This window comes from Paenibacillus sp. FSL H7-0690 (genome assembly GCF_037980415.1).
Lineage (GTDB): Bacteria > Bacillota > Bacilli > Paenibacillales > Paenibacillaceae > Paenibacillus_AQ > Paenibacillus_AQ odorifer.
Genome location: NZ_CP150281.1, coordinates 1,692,073 through 1,718,131, shown reverse-complemented (window position 1 = coordinate 1,718,131; position 26,059 = coordinate 1,692,073). Strand labels below are relative to the sequence as shown.

The window sequence follows — 26,059 nt, the reverse complement described above, 5'->3', positions numbered from 1 at the left end:
GTCATTTATGCGGCTTGTCCCAAACGAGAGATGTTATAATTAGTCCCATAGAAGTGAAGAATATAATACCATTCATAGAATTATAGGTAACGGAGGCTTAAGATTTGAATAACGTAGTCCCAGAATGGGCGGAGTCCCATTTCCCTTTATATACCGCTGATAGTATTCAGTCGATGTATGGAACCTCAAATCTGCCAAGACTTCAGATTCATGAGCATTCAACCGTCCTACTAGCTATTGCTGCTGGTAAGGGTATGCTTGAGGTCAATCATCAGACTTATGAGCTAATGGAAGGCATTGTCGTCCTTCTCCCCGAGAATACTTACGCCTCTCTAATTACAAATCGCCAGCAGCCGCTACATGCTTATAAGCTTTCAATCCGGATTCAAGAACAGACACGAGCACTGCCCTCCAGTGCTATGACGCGGACAAGCCAACTGACATCCAATTCAAATATGCTGTTGTTTCCTCATGAACCAGCCATTGTATCTAATATGAAGGAATTGTATCTTCACCGGTTGCCAGATCGTGAAATACGTCATGTGCAGAACCAGATCCTGTTCCATCAGATCCTTCTTCAATTGCTGGAGCAGCAGGAAACAAGATTTGAAGTGAGTGAGCAGCCCTCAATGGAACGCAGTATCACATACTTAGAGAATCACTTCAGTGAAAAAATATCACGTGAGCAATTAGCTGCAATTGCGGGTGTGAGCGGTTCACATTATTCAACGCTATTTAAACAATTTACGGGCTTTACCCCTAATGAATATCTGTCCAGGTTAAGAGTTCACAGAGCGAAGGAACTACTGCTTAATAGTTCAAGCACACTAAGAGAAATTGCTTTAAAGGTGGGCTACAAGGATGAGTTCTATCTTAGTCGGCGCTTTAAGCAGCAGACCGGCGCATCTCCTTCAGGCTATAATCTTATCCCTTTCCAACGTGTAGCGGTGATGCTCACTCCCTATGCCAGTCATTTGCTGCTGCTTGGCCTGGAACCTGCAGTTACCATTTCAGAGAGCAGCGAGTATTTAAATCTTTCTGACCAGGAACCACCACAGTCTATGAAATTCATCCATACGAACAGCTCGGCTGAGCAGATAAAAGCGTTATTACTGGAAGCAAACATTGAATTGCTTATTGCAGCCACACAACATCTGGAAGAATTCGGCTTGAACGCTGAGCAGCTGCGGGCGGTCGCTCCTATTGTTGAAATCTCTTGGCAGGAACTAGGATGGAAAGACCACTTGCGCTTGATCGGCCGTGCCATTCACCGTAGCGAACGTGCTGAGCAGTGGCTGGACGATTTTGAACAAGAGGAGCTGGAAGCTCGGGCCGTGGTGCAGCAAAGCGCGGTGGCTAACGAGATTGTAACCCTTCTGGTCATTAAACCAGATGGACTACTCGTATACGGGGCAAGAAATGTTGGGTATGTGATCTATCAATCGCTAGGTCTCAAGGCTCCTGCCTTGATTGAGGATCAAATAAATAAACTCGGCGACCAGTTTCATTCCCTTGTGATTGACGTCTCTGAGCTGGAGGCTTATGCCGGTGACCGATTGTTAGTCACTGTATTTCCAGACGCAAAAGGCTCCACTGCACACAGTGAAGAAATCTTCCACTCCTCTTATTGGAACCAACTTTCTGCTGTGCAGAACAAGAAGATCCATCTGCTTAATCTGGATGAATGGGTGCCTTATAATCCAGTTTCCATTCGTTTGCAGCTTGGACGTGCGGTTGCATTATTCGAAGGCCAATAATAGTCCAAGTCTTTTTTCCAACAAAAAGGCATGGTTAGGCACATAAGTGATCCCTATAATGATTACAAATGCGAATGATTCTCATAATCAATCTATGGCGCAGCCTGGGATTCATTAAATAATGGAATTATTCACGGAAACATAGTCATTAAAAGGGGAGAATTATTTAAATGAGAAAGATATTTATTCCGTTTGTACTTATTTTAGGGCTTACCCTTAGTGCTTGTGGGGGAAATCAGGCGAAGAATGAGGTTAGTCCTACAAACAGCCCATCCTCGGCTCCTGCTGCGGAGTCAGAAAGTGCGACTTTTACTTATGAATCGGAAAATGGACCTGTTGAAGTTCCGACACATCCTCAGCGTGTCGTTGTCCTCACTCGATTTTTAACAGGTAATGTTATGGCTCTAGGTGTACCTGTTGTAGGCGTAGATGAAATGTCCAAAACCAATCCTCGCTTTGAAGAGCAATTGAAAGATGTAGAAGCTGTAAGTGATGAAAGTCTGGAGAAGATCATTGAGCTGCAGCCGGATCTGATTATCGGTCTCTCCGATATTAAGAACATCGATAAATTCAAGCAAATCGCACCAACGGTTACTTATACTTATAATAAAGTTGATTACTTAACCCAACAGCTGGAAGTCGGCAAATTGGTGAACAAAGAAAAAGAAGCCCAAGCTTGGGTAGATGACTTTAGTGCCCGCACCAAAAAAGCGGGTGAGGAAATCAGAGCGAAGATCGGCGAGGATGCAACTGTCTCTGTCATTGAAACCTTCAATAAGCAATTGTATGTATACGGGTATAACTTTGGCCGCGGAACTGAACTCCTCTATGGGGACTTCAAGCTCGGTATGCCGGAGACAGTAAAGGAAGGCACCAAAACAGATGGTTACGTGGCCCTCTCAACAGAAGTGCTGAAGGATTATCTAGGCGATTACGTTATTTTCAGTAAAAATGCGGATGAAGATAATTCCTTCCAGGATACAGAAATCTACAAGAGCATCCCAGCTGTCAAAAATAATCATGTTTACGAAGCTGATGCCAAAGCATTCTATTTTAATGATCCGCTTAGCTTAGAATATCAACTGGAATTCTTTGAAAAAAGCTTTCTAGGAAAATAATAAAGATGACTACGAAGCAAACTTCCATTCCATTCTTTTATAAGCTGCTTGGTAGCGTGCTGGTAATGGTTATTTGCCTCGTGATCGCGATGTTATTCGGGGCTAAAGAAACCACCCTCCATGATCTGTGGCTTGCCATCACTTCAAGTTCAACGGCAGACAATGTCCTCATTCTTCGTGAGATCAGGCTGCCGCGTGAACTGGCCGCCATGCTGATCGGCGCCGCCTTTGCCGTATCCGGTGCTATTATGCAAGGCGTTACGCGCAATCCGTTAGCCGATCCCGGCCTGCTGGGGTTAACTTCAGGAGCTAATATGGCACTGGCGCTTACCTTCGTATTTATGCCGGGGCTGAACTATTTTGGCACCATGATTGCTTGCTTCTTCGGCGCTGCTCTGGGAGCCGTTCTGGTTCTTATTCTCGGCTCCGTGCGCCAAGGTGGCTTGTCTCCGATCCGTATCGTACTCGCTGGTGCTGCGGTATCTGCATTCCTATATGCTATCGCAAGTGGTGTCAGCATTGCCTTCAAGATATCCAAAGATGTATCCATGTGGACTGCCGGTGGGCTTATCGGCACAACTTGGGGCCAGCTTCAGGCCATTGCACCTGTGATCCTCATCGGGATCGTGGTGGCATTAATATTTTCTAACCAGCTGACTATTCTTAGCTTGAGTGACGAGGTAGCGATCGGATTAGGACAAAACCTTGTTTTGGTTAAAGGGATTCTGTTCACGCTCATTATTCTGCTGACTGGCGCATCGGTCGCTCTAATTGGGGACATGGCTTTTGTAGGGCTAATGATTCCGCATATTGTCCGCAAAATAGTCGGCACCGACTACCGCTATATTCTGCCGATTTCAGTATTCACTGGGGCATCCTTCATGCTACTTGCAGATACCATTGGACGTACAATCCATGCCCCTTATGAAACGCCGATAGTTGCTGTCGTGGCTATGCTAGGACTGCCTTTCTTTTTGTTCGTTGTTCGTAAAGGAGGTCAAACACTCTCATGATTTCCTCTGCTCCAGTACGAAAACAACGTCTTATCCTGTGGGTATGCACCGGACTGATCCTGCTTACGGCTATTGCCAGTATGGGAATCGGCTACTCTTCCCTGTCTTTTGACAGGCTGCTTCCCGTTCTCTTCGGTCATGGAACCTTTAAAGAGGACTTTGTATTATTTTCTGTGAGACTGCCACGTATTCTAATTACGCTACTGGCAGGAATGGCCTTGGCCTTATCTGGGTCGATTCTGCAAAGTGTTACCCGAAACGATCTAGCAGACCCCGGTATTATTGGGATTAACTCCGGGGCAGGTGTGGCTGTCGCTGTATTTTTTCTCTACTTCCCGGTTAGCGTTGGAACCTTCATTTATGCGTTGCCGCTGGTTGCTTTTATAGGGGCTATAATTACGGCAGCATTAATTTATCTTTTTTCATATAGTCGGACTAGAGGGCTTGATCCTATTCGGCTAGTTTTGGTCGGGGTCGGATTTTCCCTAGCGCTGTCGGGAGTTATGATCGTAATCATTTCATCCGCAGATCGTGCCAAAGTTGATTTTATCGCAAAATGGATTGCCGGGAATATTTGGGGTACAGATTGGCCCTTCATCTGGGCTTTACTGCCTTGGTTATTGCTGCTAGTTCCCTTTACCCTGTACAAATCGCTGCGACTCAATCTGCTCAGTCTAAGTGAGGTATCAGCCATTGGTGTCGGTCTGAATCTGGAGCGCGAACGTATCGTCCTGATTCTTGTCGCCGTCGCAGCTGCCGCCTCCGCGGTATCCGTAACAGGTGGAATCGCTTTTATCGGATTGATGGCACCACATATTGCGAAATCGTTGGTCGGTCCGCGCAATCAGATGTTTATTCCCGTCGCAGTATTGCTGGGTGGCTGGTTGCTTCTGATCGCGGACACCGTTGGCCGCAATCTCGTCTCCCCTGATGGCATCCCGGCTGGGATCATGGTAGCGTTGATCGGCGTACCTTATTTCGCTTATTTATTGATTAAGAAATAAATAAGCATATAGAAAAATCAAAAAAAGGTAACTCAGAAGCCATGAATGGCTATTGAGTTACCTCTTTTAGTTAGAACACTCTTTATTAAATCTTCATATCCTTACCCGTATAGTCTACAAACATGAATTGACCTTCCGGTGTAGTCCGCTTCTCGATCAAGTCCATGATGCCCTCAGCACTTTGGGTCGGATTCGTTGGCGCCTCTGCCCCGCCCATATCCGTATGCATCCAGCCGGGATGTACGCCGAGTACTTGTACCCCGCGTTCTTTTAAATATACATGCAGCTGCTGTGAGAACATATTAAGTGCCGTTTTGGAGATGGAATAAGGATAGTCTCCGGAATAAGCATTAGTAATGCTGCCTGCTTCCGACGATATGTTGATGATCGAAAGCTCGGGTTCAATGAGTAGCGGCAAGAAATGCTTAACCACTCGCATCGGTCCATAAAGATTAATATCCATCGTGGTAAGCATATCTTGGAAATCCAGCTCTTCAATCTGTGTGTCCCTTGCAGTCAGTACTGCCGCATTATTGATAATGGCACCAAGCGTCCGGCCTTGTCCTTGCAGATTTGCAGCAAGTGCCGCGATTCCTTCTTCATCCGTCACGTCCAGCTGGGCCACAGTCAGCTTCTCCCCGTAGGTCGCAGCGAGCTGAGACAGTGCTGTTTGTTCCTGATCGGGACGGCGAACCCCGGCAATGACTCCATGCCCCCGCTTCAATGCCTCAGCCGCCAGCTCATAACCTAGTCCACGTCCGGCACCAGTAATTAGAATATTCACTATACAACCTCTCCTTTATCTTTATCTTTATCGTTCTCCAGCAGCTCCACAATCACCTTTAACTCCTTGAACGTATCCATATAAGCATAACGCCCCCCGGTATACTCGCCCTTTTGCTGTAGTGGGAACCCTTTGCCTTCGAGCAGCATAATCTTCTCCTTCATTCCTTCAACCACAAAAGCAATATGATGAGGTCCCTCACCATGTTCATTCAAATAATCACGCCATGTACTGGGCTGCTGGTCTGGCTCAATCAGTTCAAGCTGCAGGGAGCCCATATCAAAAAAAGCCAACTTCCCCCGCGCCACCGTCGCCTCGCCATTATACCGAGTCTGCGCCTGATCTTCTGTATCTGTAACGATAATTTCCGGCTTTTCCAGTCCAAAAAACTCCGCATAAGCCGTGCTTACCTTTTCAACATCATTCACCAAAATTCCAATCTGCGTAACAAAATGATTCCCCAGCCATCCTGACATGTACCCTACCTCCCATTTCTCTGACAAGTCCACCATACCGATTCTTTGAAAAGGCTGTCAAGCCCGTAAAGAAATCGCTCCGGGCCAATGAAAATTATCCAGAGAAAGCTCAGCCGACTTCGGCGCTATCAAAGGCATTTTTACCTCTCTTTTCTCCAAATCGCACACTTTCGGCGCTATCAAAGGCATTTTTGCCTCTCTTTCCTCCAAATCGCACACTTTCGGCGCTATCAAAGGCATTTTTGCCTCTCTTTCCTCCAAATCGCACACTTTCGGCGCTATCAAAGGCATTTTTGCCTCTCTTTCCTCCAAATCGCACACTTTCGGCGCTATCAAGGGCATTTTTGCCTCTCTTTTCTCCAAACCGCACACTTTCGGCGCTATCATGGGCATTTTTGCCTCTCTTTTCTCCAAATCGCACACTTTCGGCGTTATCAAAGGCTTTGTGGCCTCTCTTTTCTCCAAATCGCACACTTTCGGCGTTATCAAAGGCTTTGTGGCCTCTCCCGATGCCGCAACTGGTTAAGAATACTCGGTTAGTAATATTACTTTTTGTTTCGGTTAATCACCAATTCGGTTATAGAATGAAAAGTTTAAATTAACAAAAGGGGTGAGGAACGATGGACCATAGAAAAAGATCACGCCTGATGCAGCAGTTTATTTTTGTCGGGCCAACTTCCTTGTTTTTCTTTATTATTGTGCTGATTCCTTTCTTTTTGGGACTCTATTATTCATTTACCAGCTGGAACGGAATCTCGCGGCATGTCGAGTGGACCGGACTACGGAACTATCTACATATTTTCACCAAGGATCCTTCCTTTCTTAATTCATTCTGGTTCACGGCGAAGTTCACTTTCTTCGGTCTAGTGCTGACCAATCTGCTTGGCTTCGCACTCGCTTATGTGTTGACGCGCAAACTGTTCACACGTAATGTCCTGAGAACTGTATTTTTTGTACCGCATGTGATTGGCGGACTTTTGCTCGGGTTTATTTGGCAGTTTATTTTTGTCAGAGGATTCTCCTCTATCGGGCAGGCCACCGGCTGGTCCTTCTTTAATCTTCCCTGGCTAGGCACCGGAGGAACAGCATTCTGGGCGATTGTTATCGTATTTGTCTGGCAAAATGCGGGATATCTGATGGTGATCTACATCTCTGCTATCAACAATGTTCCCCAAAGCCTAATTGAAGCGTCCAAAGTGGATGGAGCCGGACGTTTTCAGGCCTTGCGCCATGTCACTCTTCCACTGGTCATGCCCGCTGTAACTGTTTGTCTATTTCTATCTATCTCCTGGTCCTTTAAGCTGTTTGACCTCAACCTGTCGCTGACAAAGGGTGGACCCTTTAAAGCTACCGAATCTGTAGCCTTGAATATTTACAATGAAGCCTATACCATCAGCCGGTTCGGAATGGGCTCGGCTAAAGCGATGGTTTTCTTCGTCATCGTGGCCGTGATCTCCCTACTACAGGTTAGAGCAACCAAGAAAAGAGAGGTGGAGCTGTAATGGAGACTACCGCCAAGAAATTTAATGTCCCCCTGCTTCTCATCGAAGTGATTGTAATCCTGCTGGGACTTCTATTTTTAGTGCCCTTTTACTTTTTACTGGCTAACTCAGTGAAAAGCTATAGTGAAATACTTTCTGACTCTGCTGCGCTGCCTTCCGCACTCCAGTGGAGCAACTACGCGGAAGCTTGGAAAGCTACCAATTTCCCTCGCGCCTTCCTGAACTCTTTTATCATCACGGTGATTAGTAATATTCTGCTAGCGTTCCTCTGCTCTATGTGCGCTTACAAAATGGTCCGCAACAACAGCTTGTATAACCGTGTGCTCTATATTGCATTAGTAGCCGCCATGGTTATCCCATTTCAATCTATCATGATCCCGCTGGTGCAGGTCGTCAGCGGTTTGGGCGTCATGGATTCAACCGCCGGTTTGATTTTAGCATATCTTGGGTTTGGCGCCCCGATGACTGTTTTTCTATTCCACGGCTTCGTTAAATCGGTACCTCTCGATATCGAGGAGGCCTCAAGAGTAGATGGCAGCAGTCCTTATGGTACCTTTTTCCGGATTGTTCTTCCGCTTATGCAGCCGATTATCGTCACCGTCATCATACTGAACACCCTGTGGATCTGGAATGATTACTTGATGCCATCGCTTATTCTGCAGGATCCGGTGCTTCGCACCATTCCTATCGCCACTTATAGCTTTTTCGGACAATATACGAAGCAGTGGGATTTGGCGCTTCCAGGACTTGTACTCGGGATTACGCCCGTGGTCATCTTTTTCCTAGTGATGCAAAAATATATTATTGAAGGCATTGCCCAGGGCTCCGTGAAGGGCTAATGATACACGTGACTTTCAGCCAGAGAGGATGAATGAATATGAGAACAAAACGTGGAATTCTCCTCGCATGCTCCCTGCTGCTGGCTGCCCTGACAGCCGGTTGCGGACGCAGCAGCGACAATGCAGATGGAGTCAAAACCGTACACATCTACCAGTTCAAGGTTGAAATATCTGAAGCGCTGGCTTCGCTCAAGACCGAATTCGAGAAAGAACATCCCGATATTAAGCTTGAGGTGCAAAGCGTGGGTGGCGGGACCGATTATGGCGCCTCGTTGCGTGCCAAATTCTCTTCCGGAGATGAACCGGATATCTTTACCATCGGCGGCAACAATGAACGTGATATGTGGCTGGAATATCTGGAGGATCTGAGCGGCGAAGCTTGGGCCAAGGATGTAAAGCCACTCGCAGCAGAACAAATGACTATAGATGGCAAGCTGTATGGGATGCCGATGAATCTGGAAGGATACGGCTTCATCTATAATAAGGATCTATTTAAAAAAGCCGGAATCACTGAGAAGCCATTGACGCTAACCGCTCTACGCGAAGCCTCCGAGAAGTTAAAAGCGGCAGGCACCACCCCTTTTGCGAATGGTTATCAAGAATGGTTCGTGCTTGGCAATCATAATGTAAACGTGCCTTTCGCCCAGCAGCCTGATCCAGAGGCATTCATCGCCGGACTTACAGACGGTTCCAAAACCTTCGCCGGAGACCCTATTTTCTCCAAGTGGATCGATCTACTTGACCTTACTGTTGAGTACGGCAATAAGAACCCGCTCTCAACCGACTATAATACACAAGTCACTATGCTAGCGAGCGGAGAAGCTGCGATGATGCAGCAGGGTAACTGGACACAAGGACAGATCGACGGCATCGATCCCAATCTAAACCTTGGCATCCTGCCCATGCCCATTGACGACACTCCCGAAGACAACGACAAGCTTTATGTAGGTGTACCCAGCAATTGGGTTATCAATAAAAACTCTCCCGTTAAGGAGGAGGCCAAGGTCTTCCTGAATTGGCTAGTCACCTCCGAGACCGGAAAAAAATATATCACTAAGGAATTCCAATTCATCCCTGCGCTCGACAACATTAAGGGAACCGAAGAAGATCTTGGAGCACTAGGTGCTGAGGTGCTGGCTTATACCGATAAAGATCAAGCGCTGACCTGGAACTGGACCCGCCTGCCGAACGGGATGCCACAGGAATTATCCAGCAGCATTCAAGGGTATCTCGGCGGCAAGCTGACCAAAGAAGGGATGTTGAAGGAATTCCAAATCAACTGGGATAATCTCAGTGTGCAGTGATTTACCTGCTCTAAACACGGGCAAACAGCCGCGCAACGATGCGTGGCTGTTTGCCCGTGTTCATTTAATTCCTCTCCGTTCATTAGTCGGAACCCGTTGCTAGTTGGCACGCAGCATGCTAATTTGTCTGGCAAGATACACAGGCGTATAGGGCATGTCATCTCGGAGCCAAGAAATAACCGTGCCAATTAGAGCTGCTGAACCGTACCAAACGGCAATGTCCTTTTGTATCGGTACCTTTGAATGATCAACGGCCCCCTCCTTTTTCTTCTGGTGTGCAGAAATGATTTCCGCCATCAACTTAAACAGGCGATCTGTAAAAATCGGGCTTCGTTTCGATGTGAGTATGACTTTGTAGAATTTTGCATTTTCCGCAATATGCTTAAGCAGACTCTCTAATATCCTCAGATTCTCTTCATCAACCGATTCATCATGGTTGCCATCGTTGTTCACCACTTGTAGAATGTCCTCCACCATCTCATCCGCCATCTTTTCTAACATATCCGGGAGATCCCGATAGTGCAGATAAAAAGTAACACGATTGATTTTAGCCCGCTCTGCAATACGGTTTACGGATATTTTCTCAATATCCATTTCCTCAAGCAATTCAATTACAGCATCTCTAAGCAATTGACGTGTCCGAAGTACCCGGGGATCTGCACGTTGCGTTGTGTTATTCATCTTCTACTCTCCAATCTTTTACTTTCATATTGTAAGCTACATATTTTAGATAATTGTTGTTTTTTAAAAAGAAAAAACTACATTTTCACAAAGAATGTAAACTACTTTACATTTTTTCGCAAATTGTTGCTTGATTACATGAAAATTTCATTTATAATCTAATTCATGCATTGTAAACTATACAACACACTGTAAATTTAGTCCATGATCGACGAGTTGAAAGGATGGAGTGGAGTGAGTACAAAGAGAGAAGTAACAAGCAGTTCCGTGAAAAAGGGCCCCATCTTATTCATTATGATTTTGGGCGCCTTTCTTGCAACACTGAATCAAACGGTAATGAGCGTTGCCGTTCCGGAGTTAATGCATGATTTTAATATCTCAGCGGCTACAGCTCAGTGGCTGACAACGGGGTATATGCTGGTTAATGGTGTTCTAATTCCGATTACAGCTTATCTAATGCAACGATTTACGACGCGAGAGCTTTTTCAAGCTTCTATGTTTATATTTTTGGCTGGAACGATCGTATCGGCCGTCGCGACAAACTTCCCTGTTCTGTTGACCGGGCGTATGATTCAGGCAGCTGGTGCCGGGATTATCATGCCACTGCTCACGAATGTCATCTTGACCCTGTTCCCTCCTGAAAAGAGAGGGGCTGCTATGGGGATGGTAGGGTTGGCCATTATTTTCGCACCTGCGATTGGACCTACTCTGGCTGGATATATTTTGGAACATTATTCTTGGGAGATTATGTTTTATGGCATGATTCCTTTGACCGTCATTGTAATCATATGCGGATTTATTTATTTAAAAAATGTATCGGAACGCATCTTTCCCAAGTTGGACATTGTTAGCGTTACTCTTTCTACCATCGGTTTTGGAACCTTGCTGTATGGCTTCAGCCGCGCTGCCAGTGCGGGTTGGTCGAGCGCAGAAGTGTTATTGTCTTTAGCAGCAGGTGTGCTTTCCCTTGGCTTGTTTACTTGGAGACAGTTGGCTTCCCAAAATCCACTGCTTGATCTCCGGGCCTTTAAATACAATATGTTCTCCTTAACAACTGTCATCAGTATCGCAGTTACAATCGTAATGTATGCAGATATGATGCTGCTACCTTTGTACCTGCAGAATGCCCGCGGTTTTACAGCGATGGAGTCCGGCTTGTTGCTGCTTCCTGGTGCACTCGTAATGGGATTGTTGATGCCGGTAACCGGCAAGCTGTTCGACCGGTTCGGGGCAAAATGGCTCGCTATTATCGGTCTACTGATTACAATTGCAACGACTCTTAGCTTTGTAAATTTAACAGACTCAACCAGCTACATGTATCTGGTATACATGTCAACAGGCCGCCGGATCGGGATGGCTTTGCTCCTCATGCCTATACAAACTCTGGGTCTAAATCAACTCCCCGCCAAGCTTAGTGCGCATGGTACAGCGATTTCGAATACCATTCGACAAGTAGCTGGCGCCGTTGGGACTTCCCTGCTCGTCACCGTAATGACAAGCCGTACTACAACGCATATGAAGGATATGCTGGCCTCAGGCAGTACACAGAACGGAACACAGGAACATATGATTATGGAAGCATCCATTCAAGGGATCAATGATTCCTATCTAGTGATTGTGGGAATTGGTATCCTCGGTCTGCTGCTATCTTTCTTTATTAAACGTGTTGGGCAAGCGCCTGACCCTGAGCAAGAACCCAAGGTGAAGCTCAAAAAAATCATTGCCAAAGAAGCTTGATATATAGAAGTTATCAGCACTGTGTAAGCCTCATAAAAAAAGAGATCAACGATGAATAACATCGTTGATCTCTTTTTCTGCTAACTTGCATAACTATTTCAGTTTAAAATAGATGGATCTTTTGTCGGACTCAAGCTTACTATCGTTTCTATAAAGAATAAGGGTGTTCTCCTTGCCTTTGATTATTGGCAGAACAACTTTACCCGAAGCTTCAAAAGAACCCGGTTTACTTGGGGTGACTTCAGGAAAATCAGCCAACAGCTTTTCGATATTTTCTCCGAGGGATCCCTCAAAATAATCACTAGAGCCACCAATATAGTATTGTCCACTGGATGTTTCTACCCCCCAAATGGTAGGTGTAAAACTTGAAAGGAACTTCCTCCCTTGGTCCTCACTACCTTTTACAAGAGTGGCGTTTTTCACCTTAAGCGTTACATCAAGCAGGACATAATCTACAGCTACATCGGGATCAGTGACATGTTCCTCAAACCCAAGAGCATGTAATTGTCCGAGAGTAGTCGACGTAACCTTATTGATAGTGAAAGTATATTGAGCAGATGTTGAATCACCCTTAGGGCTATAATTGTTATCAAGGTCCGTATAAGTAAAAGAAGTACCCAACTTCACTGCATCTGCAAACGAAGCACCGCTGTTACTGGAAGTCGTAGCGGAAGATGATGCAGCAGGCTTTGGTGTTGCTTGCGGAGTGGACTCGGTTGCAAGCGGAGTAGATACGGTTGCCGGCTTCGCAGTAGCTTGTGCAACCGTATTGTCCTTATCCGGGACAACGGATGTTGATGTTCCGCCGTTCGCCGATGTGATCACAACAGCTTGACGACTGTTATCCCATTTCACGGTTGCCCCCAGTGCTTCAGATACAGCCTTAGCGGATACATAGCTATGTCCCTCATAGATAATTGGGTACATTGTTCCTTCACTACTTGACAGGTTCACTTTCTGATTATCCACTTCAATGCTGATAGCCGCATTCTGATATGCAGAAATCTTCTTCAATGTCGTGTCTGCATAAGCGACTGCACCCACAGCCAACAGCATTGAGCTAACTGTAATAATTGACATGACTTTTTTGCTTGTTACCTTTAGCATCTTACACTCTTCTTTCATGTTTATGTATATGAATCCTCGAAAATTATATCACTTTATATCGAATTTTGTAAATATTGGAATGATAGGATATTCGTTCTTTATTTGTGAATACTTAAAAAAGACACATTTCCATTCTCCAACGCCAAATTCCCCCTCAAAATGGTCGATATTCTGGTAAGCCTTAATAACTATGACCTTGTTGCTAGAGTCTGATAATATCTGAAAAAAGATAGACTTTCTTTTCGTGACATTTTTTCCGTTTCAACTCCAACTCAACGGAACATACACAAAAAAATCGCTGCTCCTCTCCGCAAGGAGGTGAGCAGCGATGCTTAATACAGAAGAACGCAAGGGATGGTTGCACACGTATTTCCACTCTTCAGACTAAATATGGCCTTGAGTCAATTCAGACTTTTTTTCTGTGATGCCGGGACTACAGCTTCCAGATACGGTACAGAATGACTGCCGCTTCAGCACGGGTAAGCGTATCGTTCGGCGCAATTCTATTATTCTTTCCGTTTACGACTCCGGATTGGATCAACAATGATGCACTGTCTTTTGCGTAGCTAGAAAGGCTTGCTTCATCTAGATAAGCAGCAGCTACAACGCCGCTCGCCTTAACTTGCTTACCGGCTGCCGCCAGCGCACGTGCTGTCAGCACCATCATATCTTGTCTGGAGATATTGCTATTGGGTCTGAACGTATCATCTTTAAAACCTGTAGCAATTCCCAATTCCTTCGCGATGACCAGTTCATCATAATAGTAGTCTGTCTTTTGGACATCGTTGAACATTATTGCACTTTTGCCCGTTCCCTTCAGTTCAAGCGCTCTTACGAGGAGAGTAATGAAATCCGCTCGTTTGATTGAATCTGCAGGTGAAAAGCTGTTCGTGGACGTTCCTTTGATGATATCGCGAGCCGCCATAACGTCTATAGCTTGTTTGGCCCAAGAAAGATTCTGCAGATCTCCGAAGTTTTTCTTTACGAAGGTTACTGCATAAGTGCTGAAGTGGGTTGTTTGAAAGACAACCGTTTGGGTTGCAGCATCATATCGGCTGCTCGGAACCGGCAGTACGTTGCCTTTGCCATCGATGTACCAAACGACTATAAGCTCCGGATGGCTTAGCTCCTCCGCTGTCAGCACGTAAGGAATGGCTACCGTTACAGGTGCTTTAGGGTTATTCCAAGGAATAACTTTGTCACCTGCTACTACGCTTAGACCGATAATTGGACGGTTGCCAATCATATTGCGGGTAGCTGCTTCCAAGCTGTCCGTGGTGACTTTACTTATTCGTATAGATACTTGCTCAGCATTGTCTGTTACGTTAGACAGCATATTGCTTGGAATTTGAATTGTGGCATTTTCCGTCTTAAGCCATAGTTCAAAGTTTTCTTTCCCCGTTAGGCTTTGGGTCGGTAATTGTATATCATACCCTTTCGCGTCCGTTTGCTTTGGCACTTCAATGATAATTTGTTTCTTGCCGTTTGCCGCTACAGTAGCCTGCTCAAGCGCTTTTTTCATGTTGTCGCTGGAGATGGTACCTATAGCACGCCCGTTGTCGGACTTTACCTCCAGTTTAATTGTAACAACACCATCTTTGTTTGTAATGGCTCCAGGCTGTGGAGTTGATACTACATTACCCGAGTTACTGCTACCCGTTGGTGCATTTGTTGGTGCTGGCGTCGCTGTTGGAACAGGTGTCGGGGTTGCCGATGGTTCCGTTGGGTTTGTTGGATCGGTTGGATCGGTTGGGTCAGTTGGATCGGTTGGGCTCGTTGGTGTCGGTGTCGGTGCTGTTGTCGGCGTTGGAGTCGGTTCCGGCCCCGTAGATTTACCCTTTAGAGTAAGCACACCATAAACGGATGTGTCCATATATCCAGTTCCGCTCGTATCGTTCCACGCCGCGACACTTTGACGTGAGCCCTCTTTAGCGTCGTTGATCTGTACATCGAAACCAAGCTTTTTATCGTTGTCCGGAGTGATCCCTTGAAGTGGAATCTTCACTTCAACCGTATAGTTGGTTCCGGAAATCTGGGTTGCCGATTCAAAGCCGGCTGCGATACTTGCAGGATTAAATGAAGTTTCGTTGTCAAAATTGATTCTGTACTGGCCGTCATCATCTTGATAGAACGTCGTTTTCCCATTATTTTGGTCCACGAAGATTTCGACCGAATCCTGTTCATGTGCATTCACACTGCTCTTATCAAGCTGTGTATCACTCACCTGGATCAGGACATATAAATTTTGATCATCCCAGAGTGCTTTTGCCACTCCACTCGCTCCTTGCCAAGCGGTTTGATACCGATTGACCGGAATCTCAGCGGTCTGGCTCCAGATCTCGTCAACTGTTCCGTCTATAACAGGTGCAGCAAATTTAGCGGTAGATTGATTGGCTTCTACTGTTTCAGGCTCATGCTCTTCAATGAAGGTATCAGGATCGATAACGCCATAGTAAGCTGGCTTGGCTTGCAGATTTTTATCGAATAACAACGGATTGGATGAAGCTCTCCAGCTTGTGTTATCATCCATTCCCCAGAAGGTAACACGTTTGATAGAATCAGCGTGATCCCTGAAGATATTTAACAACTGCGCATATAGATAGCCCTGCGCATTAGCAAGCTTTTCAGAGAGCTGATAGTTGGTTCCGGCCTGAATGTCCAGCTCAGTTATGCTTACTTCGACACCCAAGGAAATGAACTTTTCCAAGGAAAGCTTCACATTCTCTGGGTTCGTATTAATGCTGTAGTGCCCCTGCATACCAACACCGTCGATAAGCAATTTGCCAGGGTGAGTCAGCGCGTACCTATCATTGATTTCTTTGACCATACTGTAGATGGCTTGCGCTTTATTCTGATTATCTTCGTTATAATCGTTGTAATAGAGCTTAATATCCCAATCTGGATGCGCGTCCAATACTTCTCTTGCCGCCAGGAAGGCTTGCTCTACGTAATCTGCTCCAATGGCACTTTTCCATGAGGCGGATCGCAGCGCTGTTTTCCAATCTGTTGGGTTGGATGGATTATCGCTCATCGCCTCGTTTACAACATCCCAAGAGATCACCTTGTCACCAAAATGCTCCATAACGGTTTGGATATGGGTCTGCAAATTCACAAGAGCTTCATCCCGTCCCAAGGGGATTGTGTTGTTAGCTGCGTCTGTTGTTGTATTCAGCCATGCAGGCGATTGTTGATGCCATACCAACACATGTCCATGCATCTGCATGCCCTCAGCCAGTACTTTATCTACAATTGTATCTGCCGCGGTAAACGTGAAGTTGTCCTTAGTAGGCTGCAACGCGTCCGGCTTCATGGCATTACCTGCCGTAGCAACATTGTGATGCATTTTCAAAAGCTCAAGTCTGACACCTTCCAGATCCTCAGCGGTTATCGCATTTCCGATCAGAAAATCATTCTGATAAGCATCCTTAATCGGTATAAGATCTTTTTCGATATCTACCGGGCCAGAGCCTACCTTTTCAAAATTAATATCATCAATATAAAAAGAGGCCGTGCTATTACTGGAGCTTTCCACATAAATGGTCAAATACTCACTGCTTACATTGTTATAACGGTAGGATCCCTCAAACTGAATCCAGCCATCGCTTGCACTGATGGTTTTAGGTGCGAGCTGCACATAATTGGCGCTGCTGCCATTGCCAACCTGCGTGGACAGCTGGAGCTGCGAGCTTGCAGGCTGGATCAGCTTGACCCATAACGAAATTTTATATTCGTAGCCTTTGTCCACATACTTCTCCACACGTAATGTCGGCCCATGCCATGTACTGGTTCTTCCCTCAACCTTCAAAGCGTATGAGCCATCATCCGTGTGATTCGCTTCATTAGTAACCGTAAGCGTTTCTGTACCTGCTCTGCCTTCAAAACCACCTGCCGTTTGATCCTCAAAAGTAACAGTGGCAAAAGGTAAAGCTGGGTCTCTAGGTGTTTCTGGTGTTGGAGTTGGCTCTACGGTAGCCACCTTTTCTGTGACCAGTACATCCCCAATGTAGAACGGAACCGTTTTCCCGTCATCATTGGATTGAACGCGCAGCGTCGTATCTTTGTCCGTATCCACGGTAAATTCTTTCGTCAATATGACCGCTTGGCCTGCTTCATAATTCGCATTTGCCAAAAGAGCGTAGCTGCCTATCGCTTGAAGATAAGCTTGGGCACCGCTGGGGACAATCACATCAGCGTCTACATACACGGATGCAGTTACCGTGTAGGTTTTGCCGTTCTCTAGGCCCATGTCGCTGAATTTAAAATCAGCCGCGTCCCAGTTATTCGCTCTATTGCTTACATATAAAGCTGCCCCGTCAGCATTGCCCGCAAAAACCTTTCCGGTGACAGGGGTTAGGTTAGCGCTGCCTGATTGTGAGGCTAAACCTTTGCCACTCACAAAAGTTTCGTGATAGATTTCTTTATCAGTTTCCGTCACTGCTTTTTTTGCTGTAATGAGAAGCTCACCAATGTAGAACGGAACCGTTTTCCCGTCATCGTTGGATTGAACGCGCAGTGTCGTATCTTTGTCCGTATCCACGGTAAATTCTTTCGTCAAGGTGATTGCTTTGCCTGCTTCATAATTCACATTTGCCAAAAGGGCGTAGCTGCCTATCGCTTGAAGATAAGCTTGGGCACCGCTAGGTATAGCCACATTAGCATCCACATAAACGGTTGTAGTCACCGTGTAGGTTTTGCCGTTCTCTAGGCCCATATCGCTGAATTTAAAATCAGCCGCGTCCCAGTTATTCGCTCTGTTGCTTACATATAAAGCTGCGCCGTCAGTATTGCCGGTAAAAACTTTATCATTCACAGGTGTAAGGCTAGCACTGCCTGCTTGAGCTGCAATCCCCTTGCCACTCGCAAAAGTTTCATGATATACCGTTACCCTATCTGATGATACTGTCGTATCCTGCGCCGCAGCTTCAGTAACCGGAGCGATCCAGCTTGTCGGAATAAGCAAGGCAGCTGCGAGTAAGATCGAGATTACTTGTTTAAGCATTCTACTCATTTAATGCATTCCTCCTCTAGTGATTTTCATAAAAATCAGTTAATGACCTACCTTATTAGCACCAGCCCTATATTCCCACGCTAATTTCCTTACCTGCTAAATCCTTAATTTCAACAGTGGTACAATCATCCCGAAGAGCAGTAGAACATCATCACAAATGAATCTTTTTACTTACAGATCCCCTCCTTTTATGTAAACGCTTTCATGTATACTCACACTATTTTACAGCCTCGCTACTACGCACTACTACGCTAATATTAAAGGTGTTACCCCCCATAATTATAGGAAAACATAGGTATGATTAAAGATTCTACAAATTTAACCCAAAAAGAAAACCCCACTTACGGACCGTTGAACGTAACGGAAGGTAACGGGGAATTGGTTTGTTAGTTGTTCTGCCGCATAATTAAATGGTCTGTTTGGATAACGCTCCAAAATATTCTACAACTACCTCCCGAAATTCCAAAGCGGCCTGAGAAATGTACCGGCTCCTGTGCCACAATAAAGCTATCTCCCTTTCCAATTCGTGATTCTCTACTTGGAGGTATTGGATATCTTCCCGTGAATTCCGTGCCGTGCTTGGTATGAAAGCTAAGCCAATTTCAGCTTCCACAAGAGTGCTAAGCCTTGCGGGTTCATCTCCCTCATACACATATTTAGGCACAAATCCAACTGATTTGCATACAGAGTCTATTAAATCGCGAGTACCATAGCCACTCTTTACACCAACAAACCACTCATCCCTTAGCTCTATCAAAGTTACGCTGCTTCGATTGGCCAGCCGATGCCCCTTTGGAACAGCCACAAGAATTGGATCGATAAAGACGATTTGACATTCGATGTCATCCCCTTTTATTGGAGGTGAGGATAAGCAATAATCAACTTCTCCTCTATTAAGAAGTGTAACCATTTCCTGCGTGGTTAGCATTTGCACATGGTATTGAATATCAGGCCGCTTTTTCCGAAACTCTCGCAGGATATTGGGTAATGTGCTTGCGGTCGTCACCGCTAATTCGAGTGTGCCATGTTCAGGACTGGATAAATCGCTAAGCTCCTGTTTTCCCTGCTCCAATTCAAACAATGCCCTTTCAGCTCGGCGAAGGAACCGGCTTCCGGACTCATTCAGTCGCAGCTTTCTTCCTACCCGATCGAATAAAGGTACCCCCAGATCCTCCTCCAAACGCTGAATCGTTTTGCTTAGTGAAGATTGAGTAACGTGTAGATTTCGTGCAGCTTCAGTCATATGTTCCAACCGAGCTACCGCGAGAAAATATTGCAGTTGCAAAAGTTCCAATTCGCACCTCCGTTCATTCCCTCAAGTCAATGAGATCATAACATAAAATGCGTTGGAATGAATAATCGATTTCAAGTACGATGACATTAATAAGCTTTAGGGGGATTTAAAATGAGTGTTCGCAACAGGTGGTTAATGATTTCAGTAGGTCTGGGGATTTTATTGAACCCTTTAAATTCTTCGATGGTATCTGTGGCTATTCCAAGGCTGCAAAATGTATTCCAGCTTGACTATACAGGTGTTTCCTGGATTATTTTTTCTTTTTACATTGCAAGTAGCATCGCTCAACCTGTCATGGGAAAGGCCAGCGATTTATTCGGCCGGAGGAAAATATTTCTTACCGGGCTTGTCGTATCCTTCATTGCAGGTTTATTAGCTCCTTTCTCCCCAAACTTTGGCTGTCTCATCGTGTTCCGTATTGTGCAAGCCATTGGAACTAGCATGATGGTTGCCGTTGGAATGGCCATTGTGCGGATTCATATTACGGAGAAACAAGCGACCGCACTATCTGTTTTATCCATCTTCCTATCCGGCGCGGCAGCAATTGGTCCCTTTATTGGAGGGGTTATTATTCACTGGTGGGACTGGCCAGCTATCTTTTTCGTCAATATTCCATTCGTGGTCGCTAGCTTTTTATTATCTTGGAAGCATATCCCCAAGGACGAACCGTCAACAACCGTTACCCGGGGAATGTCCCTGCGCAAATGGTTTGATTTGATTGATGCGTCAGGAATCCTGCTCTTCACTGTGGGGCTGATTGCCGTGCTCCTTGGATTGCTTTCAGCAAAATCATCCGGACATATCTCATTAATACATGTCATTACCTGGCTAACAGGACTCGTTCTGCTAGGAGTATTCGTCAGGCATGAGCTAACAGCGGCATCACCCTTTATTCCTTTACGTACATTTGCCAAATACCCGGCAATGACTTGGGTTAATGTTGAATTCATGCTCGTTAATGTACTTTTTTACTCACTCTTTTTCGGGATCCCATCCTACTTGCAAATGGTACGTCATGTCAGTGAATTCCAAACAGGAATTCTCATGCTAACGCTGGGATTATGCTCACTGATTACTGCTCCAATAGCAGGACGCTGGATCGATAGATCAGGACCCCGGCCAGCATTGCTAGTGTCCGGGGTCCTGATGACATTGGGATCAGTGTGGCTTGTGACCTTAAATCAGACTTCACCAGTTATCAGTGTATGTGTGGCTTTAGCTGCATTCGGTATTAGCAACGGATTGAACAATGTCGGCCTGCAAGCAGCCTTGTTCCAAAGTTCTCCAAAAGAAATAATCGGTGTAGCCTCCGGATTATTTAATACATCGAGATACCTGGGAACCATTCTCTCTTCATTGTTAATAGGTATCATAATGGGAGGTAAGTTTAGCTTCGAGGGATTTCAAGTCCTTGGGGTTATCCTCACGGTAATTGCATTGTCTTTGGTATTCATGAGTCGGAAGCACCGTGAGTCATGGCAATTGCAGAAATCGGCTAATTCGGGCGCTAAAAAATAGGAAAGTGCAGACAAATAAGACCTGTCATCAGACGGGTCTTGTTTTGTTATTTTAATGCGTAGCCTCAGCTCTTTATAAGTTTTATTTAACTCTTCAAGGTGGGGATAAACTCGATTCATAAATAGGATAATAAATAAAGCGCCCATAGTAAACTTGTGCTCGGTGAGCCAAAAACATAATGAAGAAACCAGATTTACATATATTTTTCCGTCCAATTTCAAGCTCAAAAGACACATTTGTAATGTGAAAACAGTTTCGGCAGCTCGATATTTTGAAACTTGTCCCGGCTTGAACCGTAATTTTTAAGAACAAAGACACAGCACAGCAGAGAGGAGCTATCATTAGTGGAATATTACCGCAACAATGTAGCCGACAGTTTACAGGATGTTCAGAGTTCAGCTAACGGGCTTACTTCGGCAGAAGTCGACAAACGTCTGAAAGATTATGGTTTTAACGAATTAAAAGGAAAGAAAAAAGATCCTGTTTGGAAGCTTTTTCTTGAAAACTTCAAAGACCCTATGGTAGTCGTACTGCTTATAGCCGCCATTGTCCAGATTGTTATGGGACAAGTTATGGAGTCGCTTATTATTTTCCTCGTGTTGATTCTCAATGCAGTTATAAGTGTCATCCAGACCCGTAAAGCGGAGAGTTCACTTGATGCCTTGCAGCAGATGTCAGCACCCGAGGCCAAAGTGCTGCGTGATGGAGAATTAAAAACCGTCCCGGCAAGGGAACTTGTTCGCGGTGATATCGTATGGCTGGAAGCCGGCGATTTCGTACCCGCCGATGGCCGGATTATAGAATCGGAAAGCTTAAAAATAAATGAGGGTATGCTAACCGGAGAATCCGAAGCTGTGGAAAAGCATACGAATATCATCGCGAAAGAATCTCCGCTTGGAGACCGGCGTAATATGGCGTTCAGCGGCTCACTAGTTGTATATGGCCGCGGAAGTCTGGTAGTAACGGGAACTGCACTCACTACCGAAATCGGTAAAATTGCTGAACTCATTGAAAGCGCCGAAGCCAAGCAAACGCCGCTGCAGCGCAAGCTCGAAACATTCAGCAAGCAGCTGGGGGTAGCAATTATACTCCTGTCCATTGTAATCTTTGCCATCCAGGCCGGACGTGTTTGGTTGTCGAATGATACTGTGGATACAACAGAAGCTATCCTGAATGCGTTAATGTTTGCAGTCGCTGTGGCGGTTGCTGCGATTCCCGAAGCTCTTTCCTCAATAGTAACCATTGTCCTATCCGTAGGTACTAATAAGATGGCTAAGCAACATGCGATTATTCGTAAGCTGCCCGCTGTCGAAGCCCTTGGGTCAACCAGTGTCATCTGTACAGATAAAACCGGTACCCTCACCCAGAATAAAATGACTGTTGTAGATTACTTTTTGCCAGAAGGGGATCGTGATCAATTCAATCAAGCGCCTGAAGAATGGTCTGAAGAAGCCCGGCGGCTCCTGCATATTGCTGTGCTCTGCAACGACTCTAACATTAATGAGGATGGTAAAGAGCTGGGTGATCCTACAGAGGTAGCGCTTATTGCCTTCAGCAACAGCAAGAATAAAGATTATAAGGAAATACGCGATAATTTCCCGCGCGAAGCCGAGCTACCTTTTGACTCGGATCGCAAGCTGATGACGACCTTGCATACCTTTAACGGGCAAAAAGCAATGATTACTAAAGGCGGGCCCGATGTGCTCTTTGGTCTATGCTCGCATGTACTGTTAAGTGGAAAAGAAGTACCGATGACACCAGAAGTTCTTGAACGCTTCTTCGAAGCCAATGAGGAGTTCTCCAGCAGAGCACTACGTGTACTTGCCTATGCCTACAAAACCGTACCAAATACGGTTACTGAAGTAGGATTAGAGGATGAACAAAATCTGGTGCTCGTAGGTTTGACAGCTATGATTGATCCACCTCGGGAAGCTGTCTACGGCGCGATCGCAGAGTCTCAGAAGGCTGGCATCCGAACCATCATGATTACCGGTGATCATAAGACAACCGCACAAGCGATCGGCCGCGATATCGGTCTGATGACTGAAAATGAAATTGCCGTAACCGGCCAAGAACTCGATGCCATGTCTGACAAGGAACTTGATCAAAAACTCGAACAGATCGGTGTGTACGCCCGTGTCTCCCCGGAGAACAAGATCAGAATTGTCCGCGCGTGGCAGCGGAAAGGCAAAATAACAGCCATGACCGGTGATGGTGTAAATGACGCGCCTGCTTTGAAACAAGCAGATATCGGAGTTGCCATGGGCAGTGGAACCGATGTTGCCAAAGATGCGGCTGCCATGATTTTGACCGATGATAATTTTGTATCTATTGTCAATGCTGTATCTGTGGGCAGAACGGTATTTGACAATATCAAAAAAGCGATCGCCTATTTGTTTTCAGGTAACCTGGGTGCAATTATCGCCATCCTCTTTGCCCTTATTTTCAACTGGATTAATCCTTTCACAGCGATTCAGCTTCTATTCATCAATCTGGCGAATGATTCTCTGCCCGCCATTGCTCTCGGGATGGAAAAACCTGAACCTAATGTGATGAACAGAAAACCAAGAGAGCTCAAGGAAGGAATATTCGCAGGAGGAATGATGCAGGCGATTGTCACTCGTGGTCTACTCATAGGTATAGCTGTAATCATATCCCTGTATATCGGACTTCAGGATTCGCCTGATATGGGCGTGGCTATGGCATTCACAACCCTGATCTTGTCTCGTACGTTGCAGACCTTTGCCGCTCGTTCGAACAGTCAAACTGCTATTGAAGCTGGCCTTTTCAGCAACAAATACGTCATCGGAGCCGTTCTGGTCTGCTTTGCCTTTTACGGCATTGCAGTTCTGCCAGGGGTTAGAGAAATCTTCTCGATTCCGGCTTCATTTGGAATGTCAGAGTGGCTGATTGCAGCAGGCTTAGCCCTCGGCTCCCTCATCCTAATGGAATTAACGAAGGTTGTTCGAAGAGCTTTTACACCTAAATCTGTTGAACAGAACCCTGTAAATTCCTGAGTAAGCTATAATCGACCGAAAAGACAAAACAGCGATTCTCCAATGATGGAGTATCGCTGTTTTTCTGACATCTAGAGTTAAACCTAGAAAAGCTTCTGTTGATTTTAATCAAAATAAAATAATTCTTCGAATTTTTTATCCAACGCAATGCATAAAATCAAAGCCAATTTTGCAGTAGGGTTAAACTGTCCGGTTTCAATCGAGCTTATAGTATTTCTTGAGACACCCACCATTTCTGCCAATTGTGCTTGCGATAATTTTTGTTTTGTTCTTGCTTCGCGCAGTTTATTTTTTAAAACCAAATGTTCACTCATACTAATCACTCATTCCATAAAAGTAAATATACAAAAAATAAACACTTATAATTAATCCTAAAATGAATTTGAGTAAATCCATCTTTTTCTTAGTTACAGAATACATTCCAAGACCTTCACAGCCCAAATATCCAAAAAACATAGCTATCATAGCTTTTAATGCAAAATTTGTTTCCTGACTATGATTATATAAATTGAAGACACTCAGAATGCAAAATACAATCAACATTCCAATGAATCCGCTTTTTCTGCCTTTAGCAAATACAAATTCTTTTCCTTCGTCTCCTTTTTCATTTCGGCTTTTTTCTAATATTTCTTCCTTTTTCATAAAAATTTCTCCTTTCAAATTGAAAAGATGATGACAAGTTTTCTTGTCAAATAAAAAAATAGCCCACTCCAATCCAAAGATTGGTAGTGAGCTATTTTCTATACCTTCATATATTCGTTATATAATTGCTCGAAAGTATTGTATCGTTCGACTTTCCTGCCTACCTTGTTGTATTCCTCCAGATATTCATCCATGACCTTCAGAAACTCATTTTTAAAGACTTGAAGATGGTCAGAATCAAAATACTGCATGATATCAAACTTTTTGGTTCCCTTCCATTCTGTCATTTCATCAAGAAAACCTTGTATGCCCATTGCTGCTAGATACGCATAGGATCTATCACCCGATTCCACACTTGCTATAATCTTATTGCGGTAATTGCACCATAACTCCTCATAAGTTCCGCCAAGATTATCATAGCTTGGGACTGGCTGCACTACAAAAGCCTTATACATTTTATTATATAGATCGTTGATGTTTCTAAGGGACTTATATGCTGCACTTCTGATTTCATCGATAGTCTTCGCCTCTATCACAGCCATATATGTCTTTTCAAAATCATCAGGAACATAACGGTACGTAGCTATTTCCTCCAAATATCTTTTCATTCCCCGTTTGAAATAAGTATTGTTCAAATGAGTCAGCGTATTTAATAAATTGTATAAAACTTCGCTTGAAGCATACCTTACTGCTCCTATATCTTCAGAAAGTAATGTATTCGCATATTCCTGTTTTGCTATGTCTATACACTTTTTCGCTCTACTGATACATTCTCTCCCTATAGGCATTGCCAGAGCATCGAGTGCTCTCTGTTTATATAAATTTAGCCTTTCCAAATATTCGGGTTTTGCACAGTATAACACCTGTAAATCCACCAGACATGAAATCATTGGACTCTCGAGATTGGCTTGATCTTCTATCCTTGTTTCCCATGGCGTACAATATAGATCGTATCCAATATCATCCAAAATAAAACACGAAGATATTCCCCAGCCTTGCTCTGTGTTATTAATTATGGTTAGATCAAGATCGCTTTTTTCATGATAATCCCCAGTACTAAAAGAACCTGTAAGCCCAATAATTGCAATATCATCAGAAAAATCTCTCTTAGCCCGTTCAATGACCATGCTAATAAGCTTTTCATTTTTGATTAAGATCTTTTCTTTATGAACAGCATCCATATCCATGTCCCCTCTCCAACCTTATTAATTCTATTGTATAAGCATGTTGTTAGAGGAGGTATTCCAACTTTAATTAT

Annotated in this window: 20 protein-coding genes; 10 read left to right on the top strand and 10 right to left on the bottom strand. The window is 44.8% G+C overall.

The genetic code is table 11. The features are described 5' to 3' along the window. Window positions 1-104 precede the first annotated feature (104 nt). The 4 genes from MHI32_RS07575 (at window position 105) to MHI32_RS07560 (ending at window position 4,892) form a co-directional block, all read left to right on the top strand. Window positions 105-1,757, top strand: a complete 1,653-nt coding sequence (locus MHI32_RS07575) for an AraC family transcriptional regulator (RefSeq protein ID WP_076279579.1) — start codon at window positions 105-107, stop codon at window positions 1,755-1,757. A gap of 170 nt (window positions 1,758-1,927) precedes the next feature. Next, entirely contained in the window at window positions 1,928-2,875 is a 948-nt protein-coding gene (locus MHI32_RS07570; RefSeq protein WP_076279578.1) for an iron-hydroxamate ABC transporter substrate-binding protein, read from the top strand. A gap of 5 nt (window positions 2,876-2,880) precedes the next feature. Further along, complete coding sequence (locus MHI32_RS07565) at window positions 2,881-3,888, top strand: iron ABC transporter permease (protein WP_076185325.1); 1,008 nt, start codon at window positions 2,881-2,883, stop codon at window positions 3,886-3,888. Next, on the top strand, window positions 3,885-4,892 hold the full coding sequence (locus MHI32_RS07560; protein WP_076125241.1) for an iron ABC transporter permease: 1,008 nt from the start codon (window positions 3,885-3,887) through the stop codon (window positions 4,890-4,892). Before MHI32_RS07565 ends, MHI32_RS07560 begins: the two co-directional genes overlap by 4 nt. 85 nt (window positions 4,893-4,977) lie before the next feature. Here the strand turns inward: MHI32_RS07560 and MHI32_RS07555 are convergent, their stop codons facing one another. The 3 genes from MHI32_RS07555 to MHI32_RS07545 are packed head-to-tail and all read right to left on the bottom strand — an operon-like array spanning window position 4,978 to window position 6,641. Beyond that, window positions 4,978-5,676: an SDR family oxidoreductase gene (locus tag MHI32_RS07555; RefSeq protein ID WP_076125244.1), complete on the bottom strand. Its 699-nt coding sequence runs from the start codon at window positions 5,674-5,676 to the stop codon at window positions 4,978-4,980. Further along, the gene (locus MHI32_RS07550; RefSeq protein WP_340012107.1) at window positions 5,676-6,152 is read right to left on the bottom strand and encodes a VOC family protein; all 477 of its coding nucleotides are present in this window, start codon (window positions 6,150-6,152) and stop codon (window positions 5,676-5,678) included. Before MHI32_RS07550 ends, MHI32_RS07555 begins: the two co-directional genes overlap by 1 nt. Before the next feature lie 57 nt (window positions 6,153-6,209). After that, on the bottom strand, window positions 6,210-6,641 hold the full coding sequence (locus MHI32_RS07545) for a hypothetical protein (RefSeq protein ID WP_340012106.1): 432 nt from the start codon (window positions 6,639-6,641) through the stop codon (window positions 6,210-6,212). A gap of 131 nt (window positions 6,642-6,772) precedes the next feature. On the opposite strand from MHI32_RS07545, the gene MHI32_RS07540 reads away from it, so the two are divergent. From MHI32_RS07540 to MHI32_RS07530, 3 genes are read left to right on the top strand one after another with little or no spacing between them, the layout of a single operon-like run. Then, complete coding sequence (locus tag MHI32_RS07540) at window positions 6,773-7,654, top strand: sugar ABC transporter permease (protein WP_076125253.1); 882 nt, start codon at window positions 6,773-6,775, stop codon at window positions 7,652-7,654. Continuing rightward, the gene (locus MHI32_RS07535; RefSeq protein WP_036675762.1) at window positions 7,654-8,493 is read left to right on the top strand and encodes a carbohydrate ABC transporter permease; all 840 of its coding nucleotides are present in this window, start codon (window positions 7,654-7,656) and stop codon (window positions 8,491-8,493) included. Before MHI32_RS07540 ends, MHI32_RS07535 begins: the two co-directional genes overlap by 1 nt. Window positions 8,494-8,531: 38 nt before the next feature. After that, the gene (locus MHI32_RS07530; RefSeq protein ID WP_076279573.1) at window positions 8,532-9,797 is read left to right on the top strand and encodes an ABC transporter substrate-binding protein; all 1,266 of its coding nucleotides are present in this window, start codon (window positions 8,532-8,534) and stop codon (window positions 9,795-9,797) included. A gap of 99 nt (window positions 9,798-9,896) precedes the next feature. On the opposite strand, the gene MHI32_RS07525 is transcribed toward MHI32_RS07530, so the two are convergent. After that, window positions 9,897-10,478 carry a TetR/AcrR family transcriptional regulator C-terminal domain-containing protein gene (locus tag MHI32_RS07525; RefSeq protein ID WP_340012105.1) on the bottom strand — a complete coding sequence of 194 codons (582 nt, stop codon included), beginning with the start codon at window positions 10,476-10,478 and terminating at the stop codon, window positions 9,897-9,899. Between the two features lie 294 nt (window positions 10,479-10,772). On the opposite strand from MHI32_RS07525, the gene MHI32_RS07520 reads away from it, so the two are divergent. After that, window positions 10,773-12,215: a DHA2 family efflux MFS transporter permease subunit gene (locus MHI32_RS07520; RefSeq protein WP_254847740.1), complete on the top strand. Its 1,443-nt coding sequence runs from the start codon at window positions 10,773-10,775 to the stop codon at window positions 12,213-12,215. A 93-nt stretch (window positions 12,216-12,308) separates the two neighbouring features. Here the strand turns inward: MHI32_RS07520 and MHI32_RS07515 are convergent, their stop codons facing one another. The 3 genes from MHI32_RS07515 to MHI32_RS07505 form a co-directional block, all read right to left on the bottom strand. Further along, window positions 12,309-13,322 (bottom strand): stalk domain-containing protein, encoded by a 1,014-nt coding sequence (locus MHI32_RS07515; RefSeq protein WP_076282290.1) that lies wholly within the window; start codon window positions 13,320-13,322, stop codon window positions 12,309-12,311. Between the two features lie 433 nt (window positions 13,323-13,755). Beyond that, window positions 13,756-18,330: an endo-1,4-beta-xylanase gene (locus MHI32_RS07510; protein ID WP_340012104.1), complete on the bottom strand. Its 4,575-nt coding sequence runs from the start codon at window positions 18,328-18,330 to the stop codon at window positions 13,756-13,758. Between the two features lie 406 nt (window positions 18,331-18,736). After that, window positions 18,737-19,624 carry a LysR family transcriptional regulator gene (locus MHI32_RS07505; RefSeq protein ID WP_076125263.1) on the bottom strand — a complete coding sequence of 296 codons (888 nt, stop codon included), beginning with the start codon at window positions 19,622-19,624 and terminating at the stop codon, window positions 18,737-18,739. Window positions 19,625-19,735: 111 nt separating this feature from the next. Between MHI32_RS07505 and MHI32_RS07500 the strand changes: the two genes are divergently transcribed. Continuing rightward, window positions 19,736-21,142: an MFS transporter gene (locus MHI32_RS07500; protein ID WP_076125265.1), complete on the top strand. Its 1,407-nt coding sequence runs from the start codon at window positions 19,736-19,738 to the stop codon at window positions 21,140-21,142. 344 nt (window positions 21,143-21,486) lie between these two features. After that, window positions 21,487-24,159 (top strand): cation-translocating P-type ATPase, encoded by a 2,673-nt coding sequence (locus MHI32_RS07495; RefSeq protein ID WP_076279567.1) that lies wholly within the window; start codon window positions 21,487-21,489, stop codon window positions 24,157-24,159. Between the two features lie 104 nt (window positions 24,160-24,263). On the opposite strand, the gene MHI32_RS07490 is transcribed toward MHI32_RS07495, so the two are convergent. From MHI32_RS07490 to MHI32_RS07480, 3 genes are all read right to left on the bottom strand, one after another. Continuing rightward, on the bottom strand, window positions 24,264-24,473 hold the full coding sequence (locus MHI32_RS07490; RefSeq protein ID WP_340012103.1) for a helix-turn-helix transcriptional regulator: 210 nt from the start codon (window positions 24,471-24,473) through the stop codon (window positions 24,264-24,266). Window position 24,474: 1 nt separating this feature from the next. Further along, window positions 24,475-24,801, bottom strand: a complete 327-nt coding sequence (locus tag MHI32_RS07485) for a DUF6442 family protein (protein ID WP_076125270.1) — start codon at window positions 24,799-24,801, stop codon at window positions 24,475-24,477. 98 nt (window positions 24,802-24,899) lie between these two features. Then, the gene (locus tag MHI32_RS07480; protein WP_256715760.1) at window positions 24,900-25,988 is read right to left on the bottom strand and encodes a nucleotidyltransferase domain-containing protein; all 1,089 of its coding nucleotides are present in this window, start codon (window positions 25,986-25,988) and stop codon (window positions 24,900-24,902) included. Window positions 25,989-26,059: the final 71 nt, after the last annotated feature.

Bases quoted from the DNA above. Each gene is read 5' to 3' on its own strand.
- MHI32_RS07480 (WP_256715760.1), bottom strand. From the start codon at position 25,988: ATGGATATGGATGCTGTTCATAAAGAAAAGATCTTAATCAAAAATGAA.
- MHI32_RS07530 (WP_076279573.1), top strand. From the start codon at position 8,532: ATGAGAACAAAACGTGGAATTCTCCTCGCATGCTCCCTGCTGCTGGCT.
- MHI32_RS07570 (WP_076279578.1), top strand. From the start codon at position 1,928: ATGAGAAAGATATTTATTCCGTTTGTACTTATTTTAGGGCTTACCCTT.
- MHI32_RS07540 (WP_076125253.1), top strand. From the start codon at position 6,773: ATGGACCATAGAAAAAGATCACGCCTGATGCAGCAGTTTATTTTTGTC.
- MHI32_RS07485 (WP_076125270.1), bottom strand. From the start codon at position 24,801: ATGAAAAAGGAAGAAATATTAGAAAAAAGCCGAAATGAAAAAGGAGAC.
- MHI32_RS07520 (WP_254847740.1), top strand. From the start codon at position 10,773: ATGATTTTGGGCGCCTTTCTTGCAACACTGAATCAAACGGTAATGAGC.
- MHI32_RS07560 (WP_076125241.1), top strand. From the start codon at position 3,885: ATGATTTCCTCTGCTCCAGTACGAAAACAACGTCTTATCCTGTGGGTA.
- MHI32_RS07515 (WP_076282290.1), bottom strand. From the start codon at position 13,322: ATGCTAAAGGTAACAAGCAAAAAAGTCATGTCAATTATTACAGTTAGC.
- MHI32_RS07550 (WP_340012107.1), bottom strand. From the start codon at position 6,152: ATGTCAGGATGGCTGGGGAATCATTTTGTTACGCAGATTGGAATTTTG.
- MHI32_RS07565 (WP_076185325.1), top strand. From the start codon at position 2,881: ATGACTACGAAGCAAACTTCCATTCCATTCTTTTATAAGCTGCTTGGT.
- MHI32_RS07500 (WP_076125265.1), top strand. From the start codon at position 19,736: ATGAGTGTTCGCAACAGGTGGTTAATGATTTCAGTAGGTCTGGGGATT.
- MHI32_RS07525 (WP_340012105.1), bottom strand. From the start codon at position 10,478: ATGAATAACACAACGCAACGTGCAGATCCCCGGGTACTTCGGACACGT.
- MHI32_RS07490 (WP_340012103.1), bottom strand. From the start codon at position 24,473: ATGAGTGAACATTTGGTTTTAAAAAATAAACTGCGCGAAGCAAGAACA.
- MHI32_RS07510 (WP_340012104.1), bottom strand. From the start codon at position 18,330: ATGAGTAGAATGCTTAAACAAGTAATCTCGATCTTACTCGCAGCTGCC.
- MHI32_RS07535 (WP_036675762.1), top strand. From the start codon at position 7,654: ATGGAGACTACCGCCAAGAAATTTAATGTCCCCCTGCTTCTCATCGAA.